The organism is Kitasatospora sp. Xyl93 (assembly GCF_055383135.1).
Genome location: NZ_AP029185.1, coordinates 312,003 through 337,392 on the forward strand (window position 1 = coordinate 312,003; position 25,390 = coordinate 337,392).

At 74.9% G+C, this 25,390-nt stretch carries 23 protein-coding genes; 9 read left to right on the plus strand and 14 right to left on the minus strand.

Translation table 11 applies throughout. The features are described 5' to 3' along the window. Positions 1-102 precede the first annotated feature (102 nt). Positions 103-504, minus strand: a complete 402-nt coding sequence (locus ACZ5GH_RS01495; protein ID WP_464333153.1) for a GNAT family N-acetyltransferase — start codon at positions 502-504, stop codon at positions 103-105. A gap of 156 nt (positions 505-660) precedes the next feature. Between ACZ5GH_RS01495 and ACZ5GH_RS01500 the strand changes: the two genes are divergently transcribed. Next, a complete protein-coding gene (locus ACZ5GH_RS01500) occupies positions 661-2,256 on the plus strand; it encodes a M4 family metallopeptidase (protein WP_464333154.1) in 1,596 nt (531 codons plus the stop codon). A gap of 104 nt (positions 2,257-2,360) precedes the next feature. Here ACZ5GH_RS01500 and ACZ5GH_RS01505 read toward each other — a convergent pair whose 3' ends face one another. Continuing rightward, positions 2,361-2,738 carry a response regulator transcription factor gene (locus ACZ5GH_RS01505; RefSeq protein ID WP_387754998.1) on the minus strand — a complete coding sequence of 126 codons (378 nt, stop codon included), beginning with the start codon at positions 2,736-2,738 and terminating at the stop codon, positions 2,361-2,363. A 569-nt stretch (positions 2,739-3,307) separates the two neighbouring features. Next, positions 3,308-4,300, minus strand: coding sequence for an ArsR/SmtB family transcription factor (locus ACZ5GH_RS01510; RefSeq protein ID WP_464333155.1), 993 nt, complete (start codon positions 4,298-4,300; stop codon positions 3,308-3,310). Positions 4,301-4,384: 84 nt separating this feature from the next. Here ACZ5GH_RS01510 and ACZ5GH_RS01515 point away from each other — a divergent pair, with 84 nt between their 5' ends. From ACZ5GH_RS01515 to ACZ5GH_RS01530, 4 genes are all read left to right on the plus strand, one after another. Continuing rightward, entirely contained in the window at positions 4,385-5,335 is a 951-nt protein-coding gene (locus tag ACZ5GH_RS01515) for an oxidoreductase (protein WP_464333156.1), read from the plus strand. A 116-nt stretch (positions 5,336-5,451) separates the two neighbouring features. Next, positions 5,452-6,081, plus strand: coding sequence for a histidine phosphatase family protein (locus tag ACZ5GH_RS01520; protein ID WP_464333157.1), 630 nt, complete (start codon positions 5,452-5,454; stop codon positions 6,079-6,081). A gap of 123 nt (positions 6,082-6,204) precedes the next feature. Further along, positions 6,205-6,780 carry a TetR/AcrR family transcriptional regulator gene (locus ACZ5GH_RS01525; protein ID WP_464333158.1) on the plus strand — a complete coding sequence of 192 codons (576 nt, stop codon included), beginning with the start codon at positions 6,205-6,207 and terminating at the stop codon, positions 6,778-6,780. Positions 6,781-6,898: 118 nt separating this feature from the next. Beyond that, positions 6,899-7,906 (plus strand): SDR family oxidoreductase, encoded by a 1,008-nt coding sequence (locus ACZ5GH_RS01530; RefSeq protein ID WP_464333159.1) that lies wholly within the window; start codon positions 6,899-6,901, stop codon positions 7,904-7,906. Positions 7,907-8,006: 100 nt separating this feature from the next. Here the strand turns inward: ACZ5GH_RS01530 and ACZ5GH_RS01535 are convergent, their stop codons facing one another. From ACZ5GH_RS01535 to ACZ5GH_RS01545, 3 genes are all read right to left on the minus strand, one after another. Continuing rightward, positions 8,007-8,720, minus strand: a complete 714-nt coding sequence (locus tag ACZ5GH_RS01535) for a DUF4937 domain-containing protein (protein WP_464333160.1) — start codon at positions 8,718-8,720, stop codon at positions 8,007-8,009. Positions 8,721-9,021: 301 nt separating this feature from the next. Further along, on the minus strand, positions 9,022-9,531 hold the full coding sequence (locus ACZ5GH_RS01540; RefSeq protein ID WP_464333161.1) for a hypothetical protein: 510 nt from the start codon (positions 9,529-9,531) through the stop codon (positions 9,022-9,024). A gap of 133 nt (positions 9,532-9,664) precedes the next feature. Continuing rightward, positions 9,665-9,895, minus strand: a complete 231-nt coding sequence (locus tag ACZ5GH_RS01545) for a hypothetical protein (protein ID WP_464333162.1) — start codon at positions 9,893-9,895, stop codon at positions 9,665-9,667. Between the two features lie 242 nt (positions 9,896-10,137). Here ACZ5GH_RS01545 and ACZ5GH_RS01550 point away from each other — a divergent pair, with 242 nt between their 5' ends. Then, positions 10,138-10,638 (plus strand): hypothetical protein, encoded by a 501-nt coding sequence (locus ACZ5GH_RS01550; RefSeq protein WP_464333163.1) that lies wholly within the window; start codon positions 10,138-10,140, stop codon positions 10,636-10,638. Here ACZ5GH_RS01550 and ACZ5GH_RS01555 read toward each other — a convergent pair. From ACZ5GH_RS01555 to ACZ5GH_RS01565, 3 genes are all read right to left on the minus strand, one after another. Further along, positions 10,629-12,971 (minus strand): acyltransferase family protein, encoded by a 2,343-nt coding sequence (locus ACZ5GH_RS01555; RefSeq protein WP_464333164.1) that lies wholly within the window; start codon positions 12,969-12,971, stop codon positions 10,629-10,631. The genes ACZ5GH_RS01550 and ACZ5GH_RS01555 overlap by 10 nt on opposite strands. A gap of 135 nt (positions 12,972-13,106) precedes the next feature. Further along, positions 13,107-14,846 (minus strand): glycosyltransferase family 2 protein, encoded by a 1,740-nt coding sequence (locus tag ACZ5GH_RS01560; RefSeq protein WP_464333165.1) that lies wholly within the window; start codon positions 14,844-14,846, stop codon positions 13,107-13,109. A 169-nt stretch (positions 14,847-15,015) separates the two neighbouring features. After that, positions 15,016-15,585 carry a GNAT family N-acetyltransferase gene (locus ACZ5GH_RS01565; RefSeq protein ID WP_464333166.1) on the minus strand — a complete coding sequence of 190 codons (570 nt, stop codon included), beginning with the start codon at positions 15,583-15,585 and terminating at the stop codon, positions 15,016-15,018. A gap of 225 nt (positions 15,586-15,810) precedes the next feature. Here ACZ5GH_RS01565 and ACZ5GH_RS01570 point away from each other — a divergent pair, with 225 nt between their 5' ends. Next, on the plus strand, positions 15,811-17,067 hold the full coding sequence (locus ACZ5GH_RS01570; protein WP_387755713.1) for an SLC13 family permease: 1,257 nt from the start codon (positions 15,811-15,813) through the stop codon (positions 17,065-17,067). Positions 17,068-17,071: 4 nt separating this feature from the next. Further along, positions 17,072-17,563, plus strand: a complete 492-nt coding sequence (locus ACZ5GH_RS01575; protein WP_464333167.1) for a universal stress protein — start codon at positions 17,072-17,074, stop codon at positions 17,561-17,563. A gap of 113 nt (positions 17,564-17,676) precedes the next feature. On the opposite strand, the gene aspA is transcribed toward ACZ5GH_RS01575, so the two are convergent. The 4 genes from aspA to ACZ5GH_RS01595 all read right to left on the minus strand — a co-directional run bounded on the left by aspA (position 17,677) and on the right by ACZ5GH_RS01595 (position 22,436). Beyond that, entirely contained in the window at positions 17,677-19,110 is a 1,434-nt protein-coding gene (gene aspA, locus ACZ5GH_RS01580; RefSeq protein WP_464333168.1) for an aspartate ammonia-lyase, read from the minus strand. A gap of 47 nt (positions 19,111-19,157) precedes the next feature. Further along, on the minus strand, positions 19,158-20,174 hold the full coding sequence (locus ACZ5GH_RS01585) for an asparaginase (RefSeq protein ID WP_387754959.1): 1,017 nt from the start codon (positions 20,172-20,174) through the stop codon (positions 19,158-19,160). Positions 20,175-20,271: 97 nt separating this feature from the next. Further along, positions 20,272-21,711, minus strand: coding sequence for an amino acid permease (locus ACZ5GH_RS01590; protein ID WP_464333169.1), 1,440 nt, complete (start codon positions 21,709-21,711; stop codon positions 20,272-20,274). After that, positions 21,708-22,436: a FadR/GntR family transcriptional regulator gene (locus ACZ5GH_RS01595; protein ID WP_387754953.1), complete on the minus strand. Its 729-nt coding sequence runs from the start codon at positions 22,434-22,436 to the stop codon at positions 21,708-21,710. Before ACZ5GH_RS01595 ends, ACZ5GH_RS01590 begins: the two co-directional genes overlap by 4 nt. 335 nt (positions 22,437-22,771) lie before the next feature. Here ACZ5GH_RS01595 and ACZ5GH_RS01600 point away from each other — a divergent pair, with 335 nt between their 5' ends. After that, the gene (locus ACZ5GH_RS01600; protein ID WP_464336776.1) at positions 22,772-24,106 is read left to right on the plus strand and encodes a non-reducing end alpha-L-arabinofuranosidase family hydrolase; all 1,335 of its coding nucleotides are present in this window, start codon (positions 22,772-22,774) and stop codon (positions 24,104-24,106) included. Between the two features lie 109 nt (positions 24,107-24,215). On the opposite strand, the gene ACZ5GH_RS01605 is transcribed toward ACZ5GH_RS01600, so the two are convergent. After that, positions 24,216-25,373 carry an ROK family transcriptional regulator gene (locus tag ACZ5GH_RS01605; RefSeq protein ID WP_464336777.1) on the minus strand — a complete coding sequence of 386 codons (1,158 nt, stop codon included), beginning with the start codon at positions 25,371-25,373 and terminating at the stop codon, positions 24,216-24,218. Between the last annotated feature and the right edge of the window lie 17 nt (positions 25,374-25,390).

Consider the following 25,390-nt stretch of genomic DNA (forward strand, 5'->3'; position numbering starts at 1 on the left):
AAGCCTAGGGGGTGGGCCTCGCCGCCGACAGGCCCCGGTCCGGTCGGCGGCGGCCCCGGTCCGGTCGGCGGCGGCCCCGGTCCGGTCGGCGGCGGGCCCGGGTCAGAGCGCCAACAGCCCCGCGTCGGTGGGCCGCAGGCCGCAGGCGTCGAGGTAGAAGGGCCGCAGGTGCGGCTCGAAGTCGACGTGCAGCCAGGCGCAGCCGGCCGCGCGGGCGCCCTCGGCGGCCTCGGCGACCAGCCGGGTGGCGACGCCCTGCCGCCGGGCGTCCGCGGCGACCACGGTGTCGAGCAGGAAGGCGTGGACGCCGCCGTCCCAGGCGAGGTTGACGAAGCCGACCAGGGCGCCGTCGGCGGGGCGGCGGGCGGTGACCCAGCCGAGGCTGTGCCGCTCCAACCGGGCGGTCCGGCCGTCGGGTTCCACGGGCCCGCCGAAGCCGTCGGCGTGCAGGGCGCCGAGTTCGGGGTCGGTGAGCGGTCCGCGCCACAGGTAGTCGATCGTCACGACGGCACTGTAGACCGCTTGTTAAGTCCTGGTCACTTTTGACCATCGAAGGACACAACTTGGCAAAGTTATGACCTTTCCTCTAGCTGCACCTGACTGACCGCCGTCAATCTCTGACCAGCTCCTTTCCCTGCAGCTACCCCCACTGGAGTCCGAGTGATCCCCACGTCCTCCTCCCGCCGTGCCCGCGTGGCCGCGGCCGTCGCGGTCGTCGCCGCCCTCGCCGGCGCCACCGTCCCGGCCGCCACGGCCTCCGCCGCCACCGGCCCGCGCGAGGCCGCGATATCCCAGGCCCGCGCCAACGTGGCCCACAACGCCGCGGTGTTCGGCTTCGGCACCGGTCAGGACCTCGTGCTCAAGGACGTCGTGCTGGACGCCGACGGCGCCTCGCACGTGCGCTTCGACCGCACCTACCAGGGCCTGCCGGTGGTCGGCGGCGACCTGGTCGTCCACCAGGACGCCAAGGGCCGGCTCAAGGACTCCTCCCGTGCGGCCGCCCACGACGCCGCCGTGAAGTCGACCGTCCCCAAGGTGACGGCGCAGTCCGGCGCGGCCGGCGCGCTGGCCGCCGCCCCCGGCGTCCAGGACGCCGTCAGCACCCCCGAACTGGTCGTCTGGGCCGCCGACGGCACGCCCCGCCTGGCCTGGCGCACCACCGTCGAGGGCACCGGCGAGCACGGCCAGCCGGCCGGCAAGGTGGTCGTCACCGACGCCACCACCGGCGAGCAGATCGAGTCCTACGACGCCGAGCACCAGGCGACCGGCACCGGGAACTCCGAGTACACCGGCACGATCACCATCGACACCACCGCCAAGACCGGCGGCGGTTACACCCTGACCGACCCGGTCCGCGGCCACGTCACCAAGGACGCCAACAACCTCTCCGCGAGCTCGCTCAAGGCCACCTCCGGCACCCCGTTCAGCAGCACCACCAACGTCTGGGGCGACGGGAGGAAGTTCTCCACCGACCGCTCCACCGCCGCCGTCGACGCCCACGCCAACACCGCCTGGACGTACGACTACTACAAGAACGTCCACGGCCGCAACGGCATCAAGAACGACGGCAAGGGCGCCACCGTCTTCGTCCACGTCGGCACCAACTGGGACAACGCCCAGTGGTCCGACACCTGCTTCTGCATGATGACCGGCGACGGCGACGGCACCACCGACCCGGAGCAGGTGGACCTGGACACCATGGGCCACGAGATGACCCACGGCGTCACCAGCGCCACCGCCAACCTGCGCTACAGCGGCGAGTCCGGCGGCCTCAACGAGGCCACCAGCGACATCTTCGGCACCATGGTCGAGTGGTACGCCAACAACAGCATCGACACCGGCGACTACCTGTTCAGCGACCAGTCCACCCCGCCGTGGCTGCGCCGCTTCGACAAGCCCTCGCTGGACGGCCGCTCGGCGGACTGCTGGAGCAGCTCGGTCGGCAAGCTGGACGTCCACAACTCCTCGGGCGTCGGCAACCACTGGTTCTACCTGGCCAGCGAGGGCAGCGGCAGCAAGACCATCAACGGGGTCACCTACAACAGCCCGACCTGCAACGGCTCCACGGTGGCCGGCGTCGGCCACGACAAGATCGCCAAGATCTGGTACCGCGCGCTGACCGTCTACATGACGTCCACCACCACCTACAAGGGCGCCCGCACCGCCTCGCTGAACGCGGCCCGCGACCTGTACGGCGCCGGCAGCGCCGAGTACAACGCGGTGGCGGCCGCCTGGAGCGGCGTCAACGTCAGCTGACGCCCGTCCGGATCCACCTCGCACCGACCGACAGCGGCCCGGCCCGGCGGACACCCCGCCGGGCCGGGCCGTCCGGCTGCTCCCGCGCGGCGGTCGCCGGCCGGCTACGGCAGCTCCGGAGGCCGCAGGCCGTAACCCGCGTCGGTCCGCACGATCCAGGAGGGTTCGCCGAGCTTCGTCCTGAGCACCGTCATCGGGTACCGCAGCTCGTGGGGGTGGGGCGACGCGTCGAAGACCTTCCACATGATCGTGTGGGGCCCGTGCACGCCCTCGCCCAGCTCGACCAGGCCGCGCAGCAGCTTGACCTCGGCGCGGGTGAGCCGCACCTCGCGGCCGTCCACGGTGACCAGCCGGGTGTCCAGGTCGATGACGAGGCGCCCGTCGAAGGCGGTCAGCGCACCCTGCGGCTCCGGGAGCACGCCGAAGTGCTTCCGGACCCACTCCTCCGCGGCCCGGTCGTCCGCCGCGTGCTCCTCCGCCACGCCGGGCAGCCTAACCGGCGGCGCCCGGCGCGGACCAGGCCGCGGTACAACCGGCCAACCCGGCCGGGCGGTTGGTAGCGGTCCCGGCCATGCCCGCCGTCGCGAGAGCCGGCCGGCGGGCGGGCCGATCGACCGTTCGGGCCTTGGCCACCGCCCCGGGCGGCGCGCAGGTCCCGGACCACTCCGAGGCCGGCGGAGAGCGCTCGGCCGAGGGGCGGTCGGCCGCCGGGCCGGGTGCGCGGGCGGTGGCGACGGGATCGGCGTCCAGCGTGGCGCGGCGCAGTGGGCACGCCGTACGCGTACGCGGTCGGCGGCGCACCGGCCGGGCGCGGCCGGGCGACGGAGGCGGGGCGGCCTGTCGTCCGGGCGCCCCGGCGAGTTCGACGGCGCCGAGGGCGATCCGGGCAGCGCGGGGACGCAGGGCGGTGCGGCGGCCTCCTCGACACCGGAGGCACCCGGGGCGCCGGGGCGCCGACGGGTTGTCAGGACCCGCACGCCACGGCTGTCCGGCGGCTCCGGCCCCGGGGGACGCCGGCGCGTCGGGCAGGGGACACCCGATCCCCCTCCGGTCATCCTCTCCCGAACGGCGCCAGCAGCGCCTCCGCCGAGGCCGTCCGGGCGTAGAGCACCCAGCGCCCCGCGCGGTGGGCGCTCACCAGGTGCGCGTCGCGCAGCGCCGTCAGGTACTGGGAGACGGCCGAGGGCGAGAGTCCGGTGCGCCGGGCGAGTTCGGTGGTCGACGCCGGGTCGGCGAGCTCCGCCAGCAGCAGGGCGCGGGAGCGGCCGAGCACCGCGGCGAGCGCGTCCGCGCCCGGGGGCCGGGCCGTCTCCCACAGGCCGCCGGTCCCGGGTGCCGGGTAGGCGACCTGCGGCGGGTCCGCCGGGGCGAGCCGGGTGAACAGGCCCGGGCCGGTGAAGGCCGACGGGATCAGCAGCAGGCCCGCTCCGGCCTTCCGGCCGGGCAGCGGGCGGGCCCGGTGGAGCAGCCGGAGGGTGTCCTCCGACCAGCACAGCTCCGCGTGCAGGTCGTTCAGCACCCGCGCGGCCCCGTACTCGGCGGCCTGCCGGGCCCGGCGCAGCACCTCGGCGTCCAGGACGGCGCGGATCCGCGCCCAGTACGGTGCCAGCGCCAGCTCCCAGTACGTCCCGATCGCGGCGGTCAGCCGGGGCAGTCCGGCCCGCGGATCGGCGTGCAGGGCCCGCAGCCGGGGCCCGAGCCGGCCCTGTTCCTCCGCCAGCCGGTCGAGGTCGCGCCGGACCCGCGCGGCCGGGGTGGCCCGGATCGCGGCGAGCTCCTCGGCGAGGGTCGGCGCGGGCCCGGGCGGAGCGGGGTTGATGAAGTCGGGCACGTAGCCGGTGGGCGGGACGAGTTCCGCGAGCAGCCCGTACGCCGGGCCGAGCGCGGAGAGCCGGGGCCGCACCTGCTCCGCCCACGGCCGGTGGACGGCGTGCGGGAGGCCCGAACGCAGCAGGCGCAGGCTCGGACCGACCTCCCACATCGGCGAGACCGCGAACCGCATCCGGGCCAGGTCGCCCGCCGTGAACAGCAGCTCGGTCGGCAATGCTCCCCCTGGTCGGCCTCCGATGGATTCGCGCATTCCCGAATCACTGGCGGTCAGGCTAGGGCATTGGCGATCATGATCGGCATGACTTCCGACAGCGCCTCGATCACCGCCGGCTCGATCACCACCCCCGCGACCACCGCGACCACCGCCGCCGCCTCCGGCACCTGGCGGCTCGGCGACCGCACCGTCCACCGGATCGGCTTCGGCACGATGCGGCTGCCGCAGACCGGCCCGGCGCTCGTCCCGCACGCCGTCCCGCGCGACCGCGACCAGGCGCTGCGGGTGCTGCGCCGCGCGGTCGAACTGGGTGTCAACCACATCGACACCGCCGCCTTCTACTTCTCCCCGCTGCGCTCCGCCAACGAGCTGATCAACCGGGCGCTCGCGCCGTACGCCGACGACCTGGTGATCGCCACCAAGGTCGGCCCCGGGCGCGGCCTCGACGGCGAGTGGGTCGAGCACGCCCGCACCCCCGAGCGGCTGCGCGCCCAGGTCGAGCAGAACCTGCGCGAGCTCGGCCGCGACCACCTCGACCTGGTGAACCTGCGCGTCCTCGGCACCGACTCGGTCGCCGAACGCTTCGGCGCGCTGGCCGAGCTGCGCGAGGCCGGGCTGATCCGGCAGCTGGGCCTGTCCAACGTCCGCCCGCACCAGCTCGCCGAGGCGCGGACCATCGCGCCGGTGGTCTGCGTGCAGAACCCGTACGGCATCGGCGCCCCGGCCGAACAGGACGAGCTGCTGCGGATCTGCGGGGAGCAGGGCATCGCCTTCGTCCCCTTCTACGCGATCGCCGGGGCCGGTCGGGAGGGCGGCGCCGGCGCGGCCGAGGCCGCCCAGGTCCGGACGGTCGCCGAGGCGCGCGGGGTGAGCACCGCCCAGGTGCGGCTGGCCTGGACGCTGCAGCGCGGCCCGCACATGCTGGCCATCCCGGGCACCGGCGACGTGGCGCACCTGGAGGACAACATCGCCGCCGGGGCGCTGCGGCTGTCGGCGGAGGAGCTGGCGCTGCTGGACGAGGCCCACCGGGGCTGACCCCGGCCCGGCCCGCCGGGGCCCGGCCCGCCGGGGCTGGCCGGGAACCGGGCGCGGCCCGCGGTACGTCACTCCGGCGCGACATGATCTTCGTCCGCCGTGAGGAGACCCGGAGCATGACCGACCGCGCCACCCGCTACCTCTACCTGGCCCGCCACGGCGAGGCCGCGTCCGAAGGCGACGGCAGCGGGCTCACCGCCGCCGGCCGCCGCCAGGCGTCCCTGCTGGGCCGGCGGCTGGCCGGCCGCCCGTTCTCGGCGCTGCACCACGGCCCGCTGCCCCGCGCGGCCGAGACCGCGCGGCTGGTCGCGGAGCAGCTGGGCGGCGTGCGGCCGGAGCCGTGCGAGGAGGCAGGGGACTTCGTTCCGTACGTGCCCGCCCGGGACGAACTGCCCGACGACAGCGCCGAGTTCCCGCTGACCTATCTCGCCGGCACCACGGCGCAGGAGCGGGCGAGCGGGGCCGCGCTGGCACGGCGGGCCGTCGAGCGGTTCACCGGGCCGGTGCCGGGCGGCGAGGAGCGGCACGAACTGGTGGTCACCCACGCCTTCCTGGTGGGGTGGCTGGTCCGGCACGCGCTGGACGCCCCGGCCTGGCGCTGGCTCGGCGTCAACGCCGCCAACGCGGCGCTGACCGTCCTGCGCTACACGCCCGGCCGGCCGCCCGCCGTGCTGCTGCTGAACGACCAGGGCCACCTGCCGGAGGAGCTGCACTGGACCGGCTACCCGCCCCGGTTCCGCTTCTGACAGGGGCGCCGAGGGCCGACCGAAGGACCGCCGGGAGCCCGCCGGGGTCTACCACCGGGGTCCGCTGGGGGTCCGCCGGGGGCCCGTCGACAGAAATATGCAGACCGGTCTACTATCGGCCGCATGGGAGTCAAGGGCGAGGAGACCCGGGCCCGGCTGATCGCCGGCACCAGGGAACTGATCGAGGCGCAGGGCTACTTCGGGACGGGCCTCAACCGGATCGTGGCCGCCACCGGCGCCCCGCGCGGTTCGCTCTACTTCCACTTCCCCGGCGGCAAGGACCAGTTGGTGGCCGCCGCGCTCACCCAGGCCGGCCAGGAGGTCGAGGCGCTGCTCACCGCCCTGGCCGGGGACGGCGCCGACACCGCCGCCCTCGCCGAGCGGCTGATCGAGGCGTTCGCCGAACGCCTGGAGCACTCCGGCTACACCAGCGGCTGCCCGATCGCCACCGTCGCACTGGAGGTGGCCGGCACCAACGAGACCCTGCGGACGGTCTGCGCCGAGCTGTACGGGGGCTGGCAGCGGGTCCTGGCCGGGCGGCTGGAGGCCGAGGGCTTCGGCCCGGACCAGGCCGAGGCCGCCGCCGGGCAGGTGCTCGCCCTGCTGGAGGGCGCCGTCCTGCTCGCCTCCGTCCGGCGCAGCCGCGAACCGCTGGACCACGCCCGGAACGCCGTCCGGCACCTGCTCGGCCGCGGGTAGGACGGGTGGGCGGCAGATAGGGCGTCAGGTAGCCGGCGTACGGGCCGAACGCTCCGCGCCGCCTCCTGCCCAAAAAATATGCAGACCGGTCTACTGATTCTCGACCCTGGAGTTCGCCATGACCCCCACCGCACCGCCCCGCACCCTCGTCCTCGGCGCCACCGGCTTCCTCGGCCGCTGGCTCCTCCTCGAACTCCTCACCCGCGGCGAGCCGGTAGCCGCCGCCGTCCGCGGCCCGGGCAGCGCCGACGCCCTGCGCCGCTGGCTGCACGACCACGGCGCGGACGGCGGCGCGCCGACCACCGTCACCGCCGACCTCACCCGCCCCGGCCTCGGCCTCTCCCCCGAGGACGACGCCCGGCTCGGCGAGGTCCGCGACGTCCACAACCTCGCCGCCCGCTACGCCTTCGGCCTCACCCGCGCCCAGGCCGAACCCGCCAACGTCCACGGCGCCCTGCACGCCCTGCACTGGTCCGCCACCCGCCCCGGGCTGCGCCGCCTGGTCCACCTCTCCGGCTACCGCGTCGGCCGCGACCCGCGCCCGCACCACCCCCTCGACCCGGCCGCCACCGCCGCGCTCTACACCCGTCTCGGCGGGTACGAGGCGTCCAAGCACCTCGGCGACGCCGCCGTCCGGGTCACCGCACCCCGCCTCGGCGTCCCGCTCACCACCGTCAACCCGAGCAGCGTCATCGGCCACTCGCGGACCGGCGAGGCCGGCCAGTACCTGGGCCTCGCCCAACTCGTCCGGCAGCTCCACCGCGGCCGCCTCCCCCTGCTGCCCGGCACCCGGCGCACCTTCCTGCCCGTCGTCACCGTCGACCACCTGGCCCGCTTCCTGGCCGCCGTCCCCGAGCACGACCGCGGCCCGCTCGCGGCCCACACCGTCCTCGACCCGGCCACCCCCCACCTCCCCGAGCTGATCACCCTGCTCGCCCGCCACCTCGGCGTCCGCCCGCCCCGAGCCCTGGTCCCCGTCCGCCTCGTCCGCCGCCTCCCCGCGCCCTCACCGGCGCCGACCCGGAGACCCTCACCTTCCTCTCCGAGGACCGCTACGACACCGCCTCCGCCGACCGCCTCGCCAGCACCGCCGGCCTCACCCACCCACCGCTCAACCCGGCCCTGACCGCCTGGGCCGACCGCCTGGTGGCGGAGGACTTCGGCGCGTCGTGACGCCGCGTGGGAAGTCGGCCCCGCCGACTTCCCACGCGCCACCCCGCGCCCCGTCAGGTTCGCCCGCCCCGCTCGGCGGGTCGGGGATCGGGCAGGACACGCCAGGCCGCCTCAAGGGGCACGGCGTGGCCGGTCATCGACCGGACGTCGTTCTCCGGTGCGGCGCGAGAGCGCAGCGCCGGCAGGTGCCGGGCGGCGTAGCGCTGGTGGGCGGTGGAGCCGGACCACAGGGTCGTGACCAGGTAGCGGTCCGGCTCCAGGCGGGTGACGACTCCGGCGAGCATGCCGCCGGCCGCCGCCATGCCCGGAGCCCACACCGTGCGCTGGACGTCGAGGAAGTGCTCCTGGCGTCCGGGCAGCAGCCGGCAGTCGGCGACCCGCAGGAGAGCGGCGCGTCGAAGAGCAGCGGCCGGACCGGCCGTCTCACCCGGCATCTCCAGGACGGTCCCGCCGGTGGCGGTCTCGATCGCCGAATAGCCGGCGACCGGCCCGCTCTCGGCGACCACCGCGTCGTGCCGCTCCCGCATGAAGCCGCCGTAGGCCTCCGCGCCGGTCCACAGTCCCAGCAGACGGGCCTGGCCGGTCGCCGGATCCCAGCCGCCGACCTGCCCGACCAGGCCTGGCTGGTCACTGATCCTCGACCAGTGGAGCTGGGCCGCGAAGAACTGCCCCCGCGCGGCCACCGGTACCTCACAACTGATCCATTTGGCCCACATGAGCAGCCTGCCTCCCGGGTACGGACACGACGAACCGACGCGAGGAATCATCGGTCGCGGCCCCCGTCCGGCGTCAATCGGCCCGAGGACGGAGCAAGCCGGGCCGGCGCAGTAGGACCTGAGGCGTAGCCAGTGGCTCCCCTGACGGAGCCGGGCCCACCGACGTACGCCCGGGCCGGTCGTCGGCGCCGCCGCTGCCGTCCGGGTCGGCGCCGGGAGCGCGAGCTCTTCACGTCCCGCGGGGCGGCCGGGCGCCTCCGGCGCCTATCCGGTCGAACTCGGCCGGAACGCCGCGGAGTTCAGGCGGGGGCCGCTCCGCCCTCGCCAGGCCCCCGGCCGTCGGCGGGCGGGTTCACTCCGCCTCGCGGACGACCACCGCGTCGCCGGCCGCGGCCGCGCCGGCGAAGAAGTCCCGCAGCTCGCGCAGGTCGTGGACGACGAGTGCCGCCCAGGTCTCGGACCAGGGCGTCGGGTAGCCGAGGTGCGCGGCCGTGCGGGCCAGCACGGTGTTCTGCTGGCGGACGAGTTCGCCGAGCGCCGAGCCGCGCAGGAAGGCGGCGGCCGCCGCGACCTGTTCGGGGCGCAGCACCGGCATGGCGCCGTCCGGCCGCGCCCCGTCCGGTCGGTGGCGTCCGCCGCCGTAGACGGGCAGCCGGGCGGCCGGGTCGGGGTGGAGGCCGTTCTCGGTGAGTGCGAGTTCCATCAGGACGGCGGTGCGCCGCACGCCGAGGGCGAGCCCGGCCGAGGCCAGCCGGTCGTACCGGACGTCGCGGTCGCGGGGCACGAGTTCGCCGAGCTCCTCCGGCGAGCAGGCGTCCACGGCCCGACCGGGCAGGCGGCGCCAGAAGTGATCCGCACTCACCCGCTCAGCGTAGCGGGGTCACGGGGTGGGCCTTGCCGCCCCGGGCGGGTTCCGACCGCGCCGGCGCGGCCCGGGCCCCGCTCCGTACCCGGGGTCCGGGACCGGCGCCGGTACCCGGGACCCAGGAGCCGGCTCAGGCCTCGCCGGGGTGCCAGGCGGGCCATTCCCACGGGCGGTCGGCCCAGCGGACCCGCTGGGGGTCGCGCGGGTCGAGGTCGGGGAAGAGCTGGTGGACGCGCGGCTCGAACTCCTCCGGTGCGAGCGGCTCCCAGCCGTGGCCCTCGAAGTGGACGAGGCGGTAGCGGCTGTCGGTCCGGAACTCGGCCACCTCGACCAGGGCCTCGGACGTGCTGTTGGTCTCCATGCCCCCCAGCATGTGGCGCGGTGGCAATCAACGCCCGTCCAGACCCCTCTTCCGGGTCATGTCCCCGCGTCGGCGCGCTCGTTGAGCACGGAAAGGTTCGAGGGGGGCCGCTGGAAGGGACGAGCACAATGACTGGGCAGCCCACCGGAGGGCCGTGGCAGTGGCCGCAGAACGCTTGGCAGCCGCCGCCGGTCCCGACGAATCCGCTACCGCCGTGGTCCACCGCCCCGCCGCCGAGGCGGTTGTCACGCAAGGCCTGGACGGCCGCGATGGTCGGGACGGGCGCCGTGCTGGCGTCCGTCCTGGTGATGTGCGGGCCGGGGAAGGGCGACGAGGTCAGCGTGGCGGCGATGCCGGACGCCTCGCCGTCCGCCTCGGAGTCGGCGGCGCAGCCGCTGCCGGTCTCGCCGTCACCGGCCACGCCCGCGCCGTCCCCGCTGCCGCCGCCCACCCCGGGCCCGGCGGTCCCGGTGGGCGGCCCGGTCACGGTGCCGGCCGCGTCCAGCGCGGGGGCCGGCACGACGCCCGACGCCCAGCGCGCCTCGGCGAGCGCGCATCCCAAGCCGGCGCACAGCCCGCACTCCGCGGCTCCGGCCCGTAGCCCGTCGGGCGCGCCCGCCCCGGCGAGTGCCGGGGCGGGCGCGGGCGGCGGCCGGAGCACCATCTGCGACCAGGCGGAGCGGGCCGGCCACTGGCCGACCGGGTCGGACCAGGCCCGGATCTGCCACAGCCTCTACGGCTGAGCCGACGGCGTCCCGGCGGTCACGGATCCGGTGGTCACGGACGCGGCGGGAGCGGCCCCGGCGGGAGCGGCCCCGGCGGGAACGGTCGACCCGGCCGACCCGGTCGGAGCGGCCGTAGCAGCCGGAGCGGCCGTCGCCCCCAGCAGGCCCTTGTCCAGCCGGGGCGCCAGCACCCGCGCCAGGGTGTCGGTGATGTGCCCGGTGTCCCGGTACAGCACGACGCCCTCCAGCACGGCCGGGCAGGAGGGCCCGGTGCCGGGGCAGAGCAGCGGTCCGACGTCGAGGGTCCGGACCCCGTACCGGGCGGCGAGCCCGCCGTCCAGTACGGGGTCCGGCTCGAAGGCGGTGTCGCGCGGGAAGAAGCAGGCGTCCGAGCGCCCGTCGGAGGCGGCCAGGCAGGTCGGGATGTCCTTGCCGGGCATCGGGGTGTCGCCGAGGTAGGCGAGCGGGGCGCCGAGCGCGGTGAGCCGGTCCAGGGTGCGGGTCCACCCCTCGGCGCGCTCCTCCTGGCTGCCGTACCGGTTGAGCCCGGCCATCAGGACCAGCCGCGGCCTGGGCCCGGAGGTCAGCCGGGTGAGGGTGTTCTCGCGCCAGCGGTCGCACTCCTCGAAGGTGCGGCCGAGCACGTTGTTGCGCACGGTGAGGGTGGCCAGCGGGCAGCCGGGCTTGACCAGGACCTCCAGGGCCCAGCGCCGCTGCTCGGCCAGCGCGAGCGCGGCGGAGATCCACTGCCCGGCGTGCGAGTCGCCGATCAGCACGATCCGGTCGGGGCTGTCCTCGGTGCCGAAGAGGCAGCGCGGGCTGCTGTCGGCGTTGAGCGGGATCTCGCAGCCCTTGCCGGGCGGGAAGTCCTCCCGGGCCCGGGCCAGCGAGGGCGTCAGGGCGAGCACCCGGGTGCCGGGGGCGAGCAGGCCCGGGCCGTCGGCGGCTCCGGCGGGGGCCGCCACGGGCCCGGCGGCCGGGTCGCCGAGGGCGCGCACGGTGCCGCCGCCGAGGGTGAGTGCGGCGATCAGCGGGATGACCAGGGCGCTGGCGCCGACCGCGAGCCCGCGCCGGGGCGCCGGGCTGCTGCCGTACCGCAGCGGCTGCTCGACCAGCCGCAGGGTGAGCCAGGCGGGCAGCGCGCTGGCGGCGGTGAGCGCGAGCAGGGTGGTCCAGGGCAGCGCGCCGAACCGGGCCTGGGCGATGGTCAGCACCGGCCAGTGCCAGAGGTACCAGGCGTAGGAGAGCCGTCCGGCGGCGCGCAGCGGGCGGGCGGCGAGCAGCCGGCCGGCGTCGGCGGCGCCGGGGCTGCCGTGCCCGGCGAGCAGGACGGCGGCGGTGCCGAGGACGGGCAGCAGCGCGGCGGTGCCGGGGAAGGCGGTGGTGCGGTCGTAGAGGACGACCGGTGCGAGGACGGCCGCCAGGCCCAGCCAGCCGACCACCCGCAGGGACCACACCGTCGGCCGCCGCTCGGCGCGGGAGGCCAGTGCGGGGACCGCCAGCGCCGCGCAGGCGCCGGCCGCGAACTCCCAGAGCCGGCTGCCGGTGGAGAAGTAGGCGAGCGGCGCGGAGGTGGCCGTCCAGCGCAGGCAGAGCGCCAGCGAGACGCCGCCGACGGCCACGGTGGCGAGGGTGATCGCCAGGGTGCGGCGGCGCCCGTGCAGGTAGCGGGCGAGGCCGAGCAGCAGGACGCCCCAGAGCAGGTAGAACTGGTTCTCCACGCCCAGCGACCAGAAGTGCTGCAGCGGGCTGGGATCGCGTTCGGCGGCCAGGTAGTCGGTCTGCTGGCCGACGAAGCGCCAGTTGGCGAACTGGCCGGCGGAGGCGATCAGGTCCCGGGCGAGGTCGGTGCCGCGCAGCGGGTCGAGCAGGGCGCCGCCGGCGACGGCGGTGGCGACCAGCACGGTGGCGGCGGCGGGCAGGATGCGCCGGGCGCGGCGGGCGGCGAAGTCCCGCAGGCCGAGCGGGCGGCCGACGAGCAGGCCGGTGATCAGGAAGCCGGAGACGACGAAGAAGACGTCGACGCCGACGAAGCCGCCGGTCAGGCCGGGGACGGCGGAGTGGAAGGCGAGGACGGAGAGCACGGCGACGCCGCGCAGCCCCTCGATGTCGGGGCGGAAGGCGGTGCGCCGGCGGGTCCGCCCGTTCTCGGCGACGGCGGCGCGCCGCGGGGCGGCGGCTTCGCGGTCCATCCGGACGACGTCGGGCAGCAGCTCGGTGCGCGTCCCGGCGGAGTCGGTGGGTGTCCCGGCGGAGTCGGCGCGCATCCCGGAGGCGGAGGCAGCGGAGGCAGCGGCGGAGGCTGCGGAGGAGGAATCGGCGGACGGCGGTGGTGGTACGGCCGTTGACACGGCGGTGCTCCTTGCAGGAGTGGCAGCGGTGGTCGGGCCCGCCGGGCCGATGGGGCGGCCGGGCGGTGTCCGCGCCGGTGGGGCGACGCGCAAGGAAACGCAACGATCGAGCGGTGGATCGGAACTGACGGCAGGTCAGAACATCAGCGGATCGGCCCAGCCGGAGGCCAGCAGTCCGCACAGCAGCAGGACGGCGGTGACGGCGACGGCCTCGGCCCGGCCGAACCCGAGGTCGGAGCGGCCCCGGGCGGGCGCGGCGACCTCTCCGACGGCGGCGCCCTTGCCGCCCCCGGCCCCGTTCAGCAGCGGCCACAGCTCCCGGATCAGCGGGACCATGGTGTACGCGGTGAGCGCGAGCAGCCCGGCGAGCGCCCAGTAGGGCTGCCAGCCGTACAGCAGCGCTGCCCGGACCAGTCCGGCGACGCCCGCGAGGACGACGAACCCCAGCCAGCCGACCCCGATCCGGGCGACGGTACGGGCGAGCGAACTGCCGCCGGACACGGCGCCGGTGGGCACCCAGTCGGCGGAGCGGCGGCGCAGCGCGTGCGCGATGGCGACCACGTGGCAGAGCCCGCCGAGGAGTTGGACCCGGGTGACCTCGAAGCGCCAGCGGGTGCGGGACATCGCGGGCAGCAGCACCAGGGCGACCCAGATCGGCGGCAGGAACGGCAGCACCTGCCAGGGCTGGATCTCCTCCGGCCGGAAGAACAGCATGATCAGGGCGGGCAGCGGCACGGCGAAGACGTTCACCGCGCTGGTGACGTAGCCGAGGATGCCGTTCCAGAAGCAGAGCCGGGCGGACCTGGGCAGCGGCCCCTTGCGGAAGTCCGGGTCGCGGACCAGGGCCAGGGAGCCGAGGCACCAGCGGTACTGCTGGCTGATGAAGGCGGGCAGTCCGGTGGGCGACATGCCCTTGGCGACCAGCGCGGGGACGTAGCGGGTGGCCCATCCGGCGCGGGCGAGGGCGAGGCCGGTGTAGAGGTCCTCGCTGTGGTCGATCTCGGCGAAGCCACCGATCCGCTGCAGGGCGGCGCGGCGGTACAGGGCGTTGGTGCCGCAGCAGACGGTGCCGTCCTGCGCGTCCCGGGAGGGCTGGATCCAGCGGTAGAAGATCTCCTGGGTGGCTCCCGCGGCGCGTTCGAGCCAGGACATGTCGGCGTCCGTGTCGAAGCACTGCGGGCTCTGCACGATGCCGACCCCGGGGTTGTCGAGGTAGGGCACCAGGTGGTGCAGGAAGTCGGGGCGGGGGCAGAAGTCGGCGTCCAGGACGGCGACGACCTCGCCGGTTCCCTCGGCCAGGCCGTGGTTGAGGTTGCCGGCCTTCTTGAACCGGCCCCGGTCGGGGCGGGCGCGGTACCGGAATCCGTAGGACTCGGCGAGTCGGCGCACCTCCGGGCGGCCGGCGTCGTCGAGGACCAGGACGGTCAGCTCACCGGGCCACCGGACGGCCGCGGTGTGCCGGTAGGCGTTGTCCAGGACGGCCAGCGGTTCGCCGGCGGTCGGCAGCAGCAGGTCCACGCTCGGGGCGCGGGCCGGGCTCCAGGCGCGCAGCAGCAGGTCGTGCGAGTCGCGGGTGAAGCGCCGGGCGCGCTGGCCGTCGGTGAGCGAGAGCAGCCAGGTGGCCGCGTTGAGCACGGTGAGCACCAGGAACGGCCAGAGCAGCGGCTTGCTGAGGGCGAACAGGCCGAGCGTGGCGGTGGCTCCCGCGTAGGAGAGGGTGGCGCAGAGCAGCACCCAGCGGCGCTGCGGGCCGAAGTACCAGTAGAGCTCCTCGTCGTCGGGCGGGCTGGGCAGGCGGTGGTCGTCGGGGTCCGCGGGTGTCCGGCGCGGACCGGTGTCGGGTGCGGGCATGGCGGTGCCATGGAGAACGGGCATGCGGAAATGGCCCCCTGGGCAGCGGACGGAACGTGGCCGTTCGCGCTCAGCTTCTCACATTGGCCTAGACCAATAATGAACGAGGTGTGACATCTCCGCATCGCCCCAGCTCAGCGACTTGACAGGGCGTCACCTGCGGAAACCGGGCCGGTCGGCAGGCGCCCGGTGCTCACCCGGCCGCCTTCAACTCCTTGACCAGGTGGGCGAACCGGAGGTCCGGCCGCAGCGGTATGCCGAACCGCTCGTCGCCGTACGGGAACGGGCTGAACTCCCCGGTGCGCCGGAAGCCGCGCCGCTCGTACCAGGCGATCAGCTCGGCGCGCTGCTCGATCACCGTCATCTCCATCGCGCCGACGCCCCACTCCTCGGCGGCCACCCGCTCCGCCTCGGCCAGCACGGCCCGGCCGATCCCGCCGCCCTGCAGCCCGGGGCGCACCGAGAACATGCCGAAGTACGCCCGCTCGCCGCGCCGTTCCAGCTGGCAGCAGGCGAGCAGTTCGCCGTCCCGCTCGGCCAGCAGCACCAGGCCCTCGGGGTGGCCCACGGCCGCCGTGACGGCCTCCGAGTCGGTGCGCCGGCCGTCCAGCAGGTCCGCCTCGGTGGTCCACCCGGCCCGGCTGGCGTCACCCCGGTAGGCCGACTCGACCAGCGCGACCAGCGCCGGGACGTCGGCGGGCACGGCGGGCCGGAACACGGGCTCCCCGGCGGGCCCGGTGGATTCGGCGGCGGTCTCGGTCATGGCTGTCCTCTCCTCACCTGCGGAGGGCCGCCCGTGGTGGCCGGCCCGCGGGCATCGTGCCACAGCGCGCCGGGCACACCCGGAACCGGCCCGGAGCGCCCCGACGCTCTCCGGCCCCGCTCCCCGTGCCGCCCCTGGTCACGCCGTCGCAACCGGTACATTCCTACCGGCCCACCCGTGTGTCGACGGAGCAGGTGGGCACCGTCACCTGCGAGGAGCGAGACCCTGAGTACGTCATCCGCGGAAGCGCTGTCCATCGGGCTGCTGGTGCTGGTGCTGGTCTGCGCCGTGGTGCGGCCGTGGGGCTGGCCGGAGGCCGTGGTCGCCGTCCCGGCGGCCGGGCTGGTGGTGGCCGTCGGGGCGATCTCCTGGGACCACGCGGTGGCCGAGGCGCAGCGGCTCGGGCCGGTGATCGGGTTCCTGGCGGCCGTGCTGGTGCTGGCGCAGCTGTGCGACGACGAGGGCCTGTTCCGCGCCTGCGGGGCGTGGATGGCGCGGACGTCGGCCGGGAGCCCGCGGCGGCTGCTGGCGCAGGTGTTCGCGGTCGCCTCGGTGGTCACGGCGGTGCTCAGCCTGGACGCCACCGTGGTGCTGCTGACGCCGGTGGTGTTCGTCACCGCGGCCCGGCTGGGCGCCCGGCCCAAGCCGCACCTGTACGCCTGCACCCACCTGTCGAACACCGCGTCGCTGCTGCTGCCGGTCTCCAACCTCACCAACCTGCTGGCCTTCGCCGCCAGCGGGCTGAGCTTCACCCGGTTCGCCGCGCTGATGGCGCTGCCGTGGGTGGCGGCCATCGCCGTCGAGTACCTGGTGCTGCGCCGGTTCTTCGCCGCCGACCTGGACGCGGGCGCCCCGACCGCGGACGAGGTGACGGCGCCGGAGACGCCGCTGTTCGCGCTCGTCACCGTCGCCTGCACGCTCGCCGGGTTCGTCCTCACCTCGGTCGTCGGCGTCGATCCGGCCTGGGCGGCGCTGGCCGGAGCGCTCGTGCTCGCCGTCCGGGCCCTGGTCCGGCGCCGCACCACCCCGGTGGCGATCGTGCGCTCGGCCGCCGTGCCGTTCCTGGCCTTCGTGCTGGCGCTCGGCATCGTGGTCCGGGCCGTCGTGGACAACGGGCTGGCCTCCGCGCTCGGGCACCTCGTCCCCCACGGCACCTCGCTGCCCGCCCTGCTCGGCGTCGCGGCGCTGGCGGCGGTGCTGGCGAACGTCATCAACAACCTGCCCGCCACCCTGGTGCTGCTGCCGCTGGCCGTCCCGTCCGGTGCGGGCGCGGTCCTGGCGGTGCTGCTCGGGGTGAACATCGGCCCCAACCTCACCTACGCCGGCTCCCTGGCCACCCTGCTGTGGCGGCGCATCGTCCGCGAGCACGACACCGACATCGGCCTGGGCGAGTTCACCCGGCTCGGACTGCTCGTCGTGCCCGCCGCCCTGGCGGCGGCCGTGGTGGCACTGTGGGCATCCCTACGACTCCTCGGAGGCTGACACCGTGACCGTCGTCGTCTGGATCACCGAAGGCACCTGGCCCGCCTGTGTCGACGCCGCCCGCGCGCACGCGCCGCAGGGCGCCGAGATCGTCCTGCTGCACGTCAGCGGCCAGGAGGTGCCCGGCGTGGCGCACGGCGCCTTCGCCGGGCTGCTCGGCCGCGGCCACCGCGAACGGGACCCCGGCACCCGGGTGGAGACCCTGGCGGCGGCCTCCGCCCGACAGCTGCTCGACGCCGCGGCCGAGCGCCTCGGCCGCCCCTGCGCCCACGTGGAACGCACCGGACGGGTCGAACGCGAGGTCGTCGCGGCCGTCGAGGGCGCGGAGCTGCTGGTCCTCGCCCGGGACGGCGACCGCACCCGGCTCGGCCCGCACAGCCTCGGCCCCGCGACCCGCTTCGTGGTCGACCACGCGCCCTGCCCGGTCCTGCTGGTCTGGCCGGAACCCGCACCCGGCGCCGACACCCTCCCGCCCCCGCCGCACCACCACCACTGACCCGACCGGCCGCCGGTCCGCGCCGCCGCGCGGGGCGTCCGGCCGGACGCGACGAGCCGCCGCACCGGGACCGGTACGGCGGCTCGTCCCGCGCTCGCGAACGGCGCCCGCGCTCAGGCCACCGGCACGCCGCCGCCGACCACCTCGGGCACACCGCTGCCCGCGAGCACCTCGGGCCGCAGCAGCGCCCTGAGCGTCTCGGCCGGGAGCAGGCCCTTCTCCAGGACGAGTTCGGCCACGCCCCGGCCGCTGGCCAGGGCCTCCTTGGCGATGTCGGTGGCGGCCGTGTACCCGATGTGCGGGTTGAGGGCGGTCACCAGGCCGATGGAGTTCTCGACGCTCGCGCGCAGCGCCTCGGTGTTGGCGGTGATGCCGACCACGCAGCGCTCGGCGAAGGTGAGGCAGGCCGCGCGCAGGTGGGTGACGGACTCCGAGAGCGAGTGCAGGATGATCGGTTCGAAGGCGTTGAGCTGGAGCTGGCCCGCCTCGGCGGCCATGGTGACGGCGACGTCGTTGCCGATCACCTCGAAGGCGACCTGGTTGACGACTTCCGGGATCACCGGGTTGACCTTGCCGGGCATGATGCTCGAACCGGCCTGCACCGGCGGCAGGTTGATCTCGCCCAGTCCGGCCCGCGGCCCGGACGACAGCAGGCGAAGGTCGTTGCAGGTCTTGGAGAGCTTGACGGCGATGCGCTTGAGCACGCCGGACATCTGGACGAACGCGCCGCAGTCCTGGGTGGCTTCGACCAGGTTGGCCGCGGTGACGAGGGGCAGCCCGGTGATGGCCGCGAGGTGGCGCCGGGCGGCTTCGGCGTACCCGGCGGGGGCGTTGAGGCCGGTGCCGATCGCGGTCGCGCCGAGGTTGATCTCGTGGATCAGCCCGACCGCCTCGGCGAGCCGGCTGCGGTCCTCGTCGAGCATCACCGCGAAGGCGGAGAACTCCTGTCCGAGCGTCATCGGCACGGCGTCCTGCAACTGGGTGCGGCCCATCTTCAGCACGTCGCGGAACTCGACGGACTTGCGGGCGAACGCGTCCTGGAGGACGGCCATCGCGTCGAGCAGGCCGCGCACCGCGAAGACGGTCGCGATCCGGACCGCGGTCGGGTAGACGTCGTTGGTGGACTGACCGAGGTTGACGTCCTCGTTGGGGTGCAGGTGCCGGTACTCGCCCCTGGCGTGGCCCAGCAGTTCCAGCGCCCGGTTGGCGATGACCTCGTTGGCGTTCATGTTGGTCGAGGTGCCGGCGCCGCCCTGGATGACGTCCACGACGAACTGGTCGTGCAGCGTCCCGCCGCGGATCTCGCGGCAGGCGGCGACGATCGCGGCGGCCTTGCGGGGCTCCAGCAGGCCGAGTTCCTCGTTGGCGAGGGCGGCGGCCTCCTTCACGGCGGCCAGGGCGTCGATCAGGTGCGGGTACGTGGAGATGGGCGTGCCCGTGATGGGGAAGTTCTCGGTGGCACGCAGGGTGTGGACGCCCCAGTAGGCGTCGGCGGGGACGTCGCGGTCTCCGAGCAGGTCGTGCTCGCTGCGGGTGGCGGCGGTCATGGTGTGCGGGTCCTCTTCCTGAGGTGGGTGCGGGGGTCGTGGACCGGTCACGCCGAAGCGGCGCGGGCCTGCGGCGCCAGGGCCGGCACCGGGCGGACTTCGCCGACGCGGTGGCCGCCGCCGGCCGTGGCCTCGCCGGCGCAGTCCGCCAGCAGCGCGGGATCGACTCCCGCCAGCGCCAGGGCGGCGGCCGTCACCGGGACGCGTGCCCGGTTCGCCCCGTCCGCGATCTTCACGGCGACGGCGCGGCCGTCCGGCAGCGCGGCGATCTGGACGCCCTCGAAGCCGTCCTTGGCGAGCAGTCCGGGCACCGCGCGCATCAGCACGGCCGTGTCCCGTCCGCTGCCCGAGGCCATCTCCGGGTGACCGCGCAGCGCCTGCGCGACCCGGAACTCGGCGGTCCCCGGCGCCGCGGCGGCGATGCGGGCGGCGGCGAGGGCGAGGCCGCGCAGGGAGACCGCGAACAGCGGGGTGCCGCAGCCGTCCACGCTGGTGTGCGCGGTACGCCGGCCGGTGAGCTCCTCGACGACGGCGGCGATCTCCCGCTGGAGCGGGTGGCGGGGGTCGAGGTAGGTGGTCAGGGGCCAGCCGTTGAGCTTGCAGAGGTAGAGCATCGCGGCGTGCTTGCCGGAGCAGTTCTGGGCGAGCCGGGACGGCGGGCGGTCGCCTCGCACCCAGGTGTCCCGGACGGCCGGATCGTACGGGTGGTCCGGGACGTTGCGCAGGTCGTCCTCGGTGAGGCCGGCCAGTTCGAGGATCCGCCGGGTGCCGGCGAGGTGGCGTTCCTCGCCGGAGTGGCTGCCCGTCGCGAGGGAGAGCAGTTCGCCGTCCAGCGGCAGCCCGGCCCGCACCATGGCGACGGCCTGGACCGGCTTGAGCGCCGACCGCGGATAGCAGGCCGCCTCGATGTCACCGAGCCGGAACCGGACCTCGCCGTCCGCGTCGAGGACGACGACGGAGCCGTGGTGGACGCCCTCGATCATGCCGCCGCGGGTGACGTGGGCGACGGGGACGTGGTGGGGTTCGCGGATCGCCGGAGCGTCCGCCGGGGAACTTCTGTGCATCACTGCCTCGATCGGTGGTGGGTCGCTTCCAGTCCGTCCCGGCGGCCCTCGGCGACGGCGGGACCGGTCCGCACGTCGCCGAGGGCCGCCGCCCGGTTCAGTCGTCGGTCCCGGCGGCTTCGCGCGCGAGGCGCCCCCGGATCGCGTACCAGCCGGCGACGAGCGCGGCCGCGATCAGCGGCACGCACAGCACGGTGGTGCGTCCGGCGCCGCCGTCGGCGTACATGAGGACCAGGACGGAGGCGAGGAAGGCCAGCGTCACGATCTCGGTCCACGGGGAGCCGGGCAGGCGGTACGCCGGGCGGGCCAGTTCGCCGGCCCGGGTCTTCCGCCAGAAGAAGAGGTGGCAGACCATGATCATGGCCCAGGTCGCGATGATGCCGATCGCCGCGAGGTTGAGCACGATCTCGAACGCGTCGGCGGGCACCACGAAGTTGAGGCCGACGCCCAGGACGCACATGCCGCTGGTGAGCAGGATGCCGCCGTACGGCACCTGGGTGCGGCTCATCCGGGCGGTGAAACGCGGGGCGGACCCGTTCACGGCCATCGAGCGCAGGATGCGGCCGGTGGAGTAGAGGCCGGAGTTCAGCGAGGACATGGCCGCGGTGAGGACGACCAGGTTCATCACGCTGCCGGCCGCCGGGACGCCGATGTGGGACAGCACGGTCACGAAGGGGCTCTGGCCGGCGGAGTACCTGTTCCAGGGCATCAGCATCGAGAGCAGGACGACCGAGCCGACGTAGAAGAGGCCCACCCGCCACATGATCGAGTTGATCGCCTTCGGCATGATCTTCTCGGGGTTCTCGGTCTCCCCGGCCGTGACGCCGACCAGTTCGACGGAGGCGTAGGCGAAGACGACGCCCTGGATGATCAGCAACATGGGCAGCAACCCGTGGGGGAAGACGCCGCCGTTGTCGGTGATCAGCGACGGTCCCGGTACGGTGCCGTCCACCGGGTGCCGGGTGACGATCAGGAAGATCGCGATGCCCATGAAGACCACCAGCGCGCCGACCTTGACGATGGCGAACCAGAACTCCAGTTCGCCGAAGAACCGCACCGAGACCAGGTTCACGGTGAGCACCACGGCCAGGGCGATGAGCGCGATGACCCACTGCGGGACGCTGGAGAACAGGTGCCAGTAGTGGGTGTACGTCGCCACCGCGGTGATGTCGGCGATGCCGGTGGTCGCCCAGTTGAGGAAGTACATCCAGCCCGCGGTGTACGCGCCCTTCTCCCCCAGGAACTCCCGGGCGTACGAGACGAAGGCCCCGGAGGACGGGCGGTACAGGACGAGTTCGCCGAGCGCGCGCACGACGAGGAACGCGAAGAGGCCGCAGACGGCGTAGGCGACGAACAGCGAGGGGCCGGCGTCGGCGAGGCGCCCGCCGGCGCCGAGGAAGAGGCCGGTGCCGATCGCGCCGCCGATGGCGATCATGTTGACGTGACGGGGTTTCAGGGACTTGCTGTAGCCGGTGTCCCCGGCATCGACGTGACGGGTCGTGGGGCGCTTCTCGTCTTTGAGGAACTGCTCGCTCACGCCTCGGATCTGCCTTCCGTGGGGGTGTCCGCCCGCTTGGGGCGCACGATGTCGGTGAGGGTCGTCTCGACCCGGTGGAGGTGGTGGGACATCGCCTCGACGGCGTCGTGCTCGGAACCGTCCACCAGCGCCTCGACGATGGCCCGGTGCTCGCAGTTGGACTGCTCGCGCCGGCCGCCCAGCTCGTTGAGGAAGGTCGACTGACGCGCCAGTGCGTCACGGATCTCCTCGATGACCCGGCGGAACACGGGGTTCTGGGCCGCCTCCGCCACCGCCAGGTGGAAGACGGTGTCCAGCGCGACCCACGCGGTGGTGTCGGTCTCCCGCTCCATCCGGTCGAGCAGGTGGGCCAGGTGGTCCAGGTCCCCCGGGGTACGACGCAGCGCCGCGTACCCGGCGACCGGGATCTCGACGTGCCGACGCACCTCCAGCAGGTCACTCGCCGCGTAGTCGCCGAAGGTGGGGTCCTCGACCGTGTTCGCCACGACGAAGGTGCCCTTGCCGGTCCTGGAGACGGTCAGGCCCATGGCCTGCAGGGCCCGCAGCGCCTCCCGCAGCACCGGTCGGCTGACCTCCAGGGTCCGGCACAGCTCCGCTTCGGACGGGAGCTTGTCGCCCACCGCGTAGTCACCGCGCTCGATCGCGCCGCGCAGGTGGCCGAACACGGCTTCGGTGGCGCTGATCCGCCGCGGTATGCCAGCTGTCTGGCTGTCTGACAGGTTCACGGGCCGATCCTCGGGGCACCGGCGCCACGGTGTCAAGACACCGGCCCGGGCGGAACGGCTCGCGGCGCAGCTTGCGGAAGTCGGCTGAAGACGGTGCTCGCACGTCTCTGGACACGGCCGAGGCGCCGGGTCTATAAACGTGGAATCCACCCCGCATTACCACCGCTGACTCTGCTTCAGCATTTTGTTAGCGCTAACATTCCGCGCCGCCCTCCCTGCCCCACCCGAGCCGCTCACCCAAGGATGACGATCCCGTGTACAGATCAAGCTCCGCCCCCACACGTCCGTTCGCGGTGCTCGCCGCCGCCGTCGCGGCCCTCGCCGCCCTGGCGGCGATGCTCGTCGCCGGCCCGGCTCAGGCGGCCACCACCGGCGCCGTGCGCGGTACGGCCTCCGGCCGGTGCCTCGACGTGCCGGGTGCCGGCCGGACCGACGGCACGAACCTGCAGATCTACGACTGCTGGGGCGGGGCCAACCAGCAGTGGACGTCGACGGACAGCGGTCAGCTGACCGTGTACGGCGACAAGTGCCTGGAGGCCCCGGGCCACGCCACCACGGCCGGGACCCGGGTGGCGATCCGCGGGTGCGGCGGCGGCGCCGACCAGCAGTGGCGGGTGAACTCCGACGGCACGATCGTCGGCGTCGAGTCCGGGCTGTGCCTGGACGTCTCGGGCGGCGGGACCGCCAACGGCACGGCGGTGCAGCTCTGGAACTGCACCGGCGCCGCCAACCAGCGGTGGACCGGCCTGTCCACGACCTCCTGTGCCCTTCCGTCGACGTACCGCTGGACGTCGACGGCACCGCTGGCGCAGCCGGCGAACGGGTGGGTCGCGCTGAAGGACTTCACCACCACGACGTACAACGGCAAGCACCTGGTCTACGCCACGACCTCTGACGGTTCGTCGTGGAACACGATGGGGTTCGCTCCCTTCACCAACTGGTCGGACATGGCCTCGGCCGCCCAGACCGGCCTGCCCCGGTCCGCGGTCGCGCCCCAGCTGTTCTACTTCGCGCCCAGGAACGTCTGGGTGCTGGCCTCCCTGGGGTGGGGCACCTCCTGGTCCTTCAGCTACCGCACGTCCAGCGACCCGACCAACCCCAACGGCTGGTCCGCGCCGCAGGACCTGTTCACCGGCAGCCTCCCGACCGGCGGCCCGATCGACCCGACCCTGATCGCCGACGACCGGAACATGTACCTGTTCTTCGCCGGTGACAACGGCAGCATCTACCGCGCGAGCATGCCGATCGGGAACTTCCCGGGCAGCTTCGGCTCCTCCTACAGCACCGTCATGACCGACACCGTGAAGAACCTCTTCGAGGCCCCGCAGGTCTACAAGGTCAAGGGCCAGAACCAGTACCTGATGATCGTCGAGGCCCGGGGCACCAACGAGCAGCGCTACTTCCGCTCCTTCACCGCCACCAGCCTGAACGGTTCCTGGACCCCGCAGGCCGCCACCGAGGGCAACCCGTTCGCGGGCAAGGCCAACAGCGGCGCCGGCTGGACCAACGACATCAGCCACGGCGACCTGGTCCGCGACAACCCCGACCAGACCATGACCGTCGACGCCTGCCGCCTGCAGTTCCTCTACCAGGGCAGGGACCCCAGGAGCGACGGCGCCCCCTACCTGCAACTGCCGTACCGGCCGGCCGTCCTCACCCTGCAGCGCTGACCCGCCGGACGCACCACGACCGCGAGCGCGGGTGGCCGACACCTCGGCCACCCGCGCCTCGTGGCCCGGTGGGGCCCGGAAGGAGCCGGCGTTCGCCCCCGGCCTCCGGTCACCCGGTGGACAGCAGCAGGGGGTCGGCCATGATCCGGCGCACCGTCGTCAGCGCCGCGCCCAGCAGCGGGCCGCGCCGCCCCAGCGCCGAGGGGCGCAGCGCCTCCGGGGCCCAGGGCCGCACGGTGACCCGGGCGGCCAACTCGGCGCGTACGGAGGGCAGCAGCCAGTCGGCGAGCTCGGCGTAGGCGCCGCCGAGGACGAGCCCGTCCGGGTCGACGAGTTCCACCGCGGCGGCGAGGGCGAGGCCCAGGGCACGCCCCGCACCGTCCAGCGCCCGCAGGGTGGGCTCGTGTCCGGCGGCGGCCCGCTCGGCGAGCGCGGCGACCGGGTCGCCCGGGCGGTGCCGCCCGAGGCCGGCCTCGCGCAGCACCGCCGCCTCGCCCGCGTACTGTTCCAGGCAGCCGCGGGCACCGCAGGCGCACCGGACGCCGTCCGGCCGGACGGGGAGGTGGCCGAGTTCGCCGGCGAAGCCGCGGGCGCCCCGGAACAGCCGTCCGTCGATGACCAGGGCCGCGCCGATCCCGGCCCCGGCGGAGACGTGGACGAAGGTCTCCGCGGCCTGTCCGGCGCTCCAGTACTCGGCCAGCGCCCCGAGGTTGGCCTCGTTCTCCGGCTCGGGCACGGTGTTTGGGTCGGGCCAGTGGTCGGCGGGCCGGACGCCTCGCCAGCCGAGGTTGGGTGCGCGCTCGACCAGCCCGGCCGGTTCGTTCGGCACCACCCCGGGGACGGCCAGGACGCGGCCCTCGACGCGCAGTCCGAGGGCCGCGGCCTCGGCCTGCGCCTCGGCCGCCAACTCGGCGGCATCCGTCAGGACCTCCCCGGCCGGTCGGCCCGCGTTCTGCCGTTCGACCCGGCGCCACACCCGGGGCTCGCCCCGCAGGTCCACCACGCACGCGCCGAGGTGGCTGACGCCGATCTCCAGGCCCAGCCCGGCCGGGCCCCGGTCGTTCACGGCCAGCGCCCGTCCGGGGCGGCCGACCCGTCCACTGGCCGTGGCCGCCGCCTCGGTCAGCGCTCCGCAGCCGATCAGCTCGTCCACCAGGGAGGAGACGGCCGCCCTGGTCAGGCCGACGCGCCCGGCGACGTCCGCGCGGGAGAGCGGGCTGTGCCCGGCGACCGCACCGAGCACCAGTGAGAGGTTCCGCCGTCGCATGTCCTGCTGCGACGCCG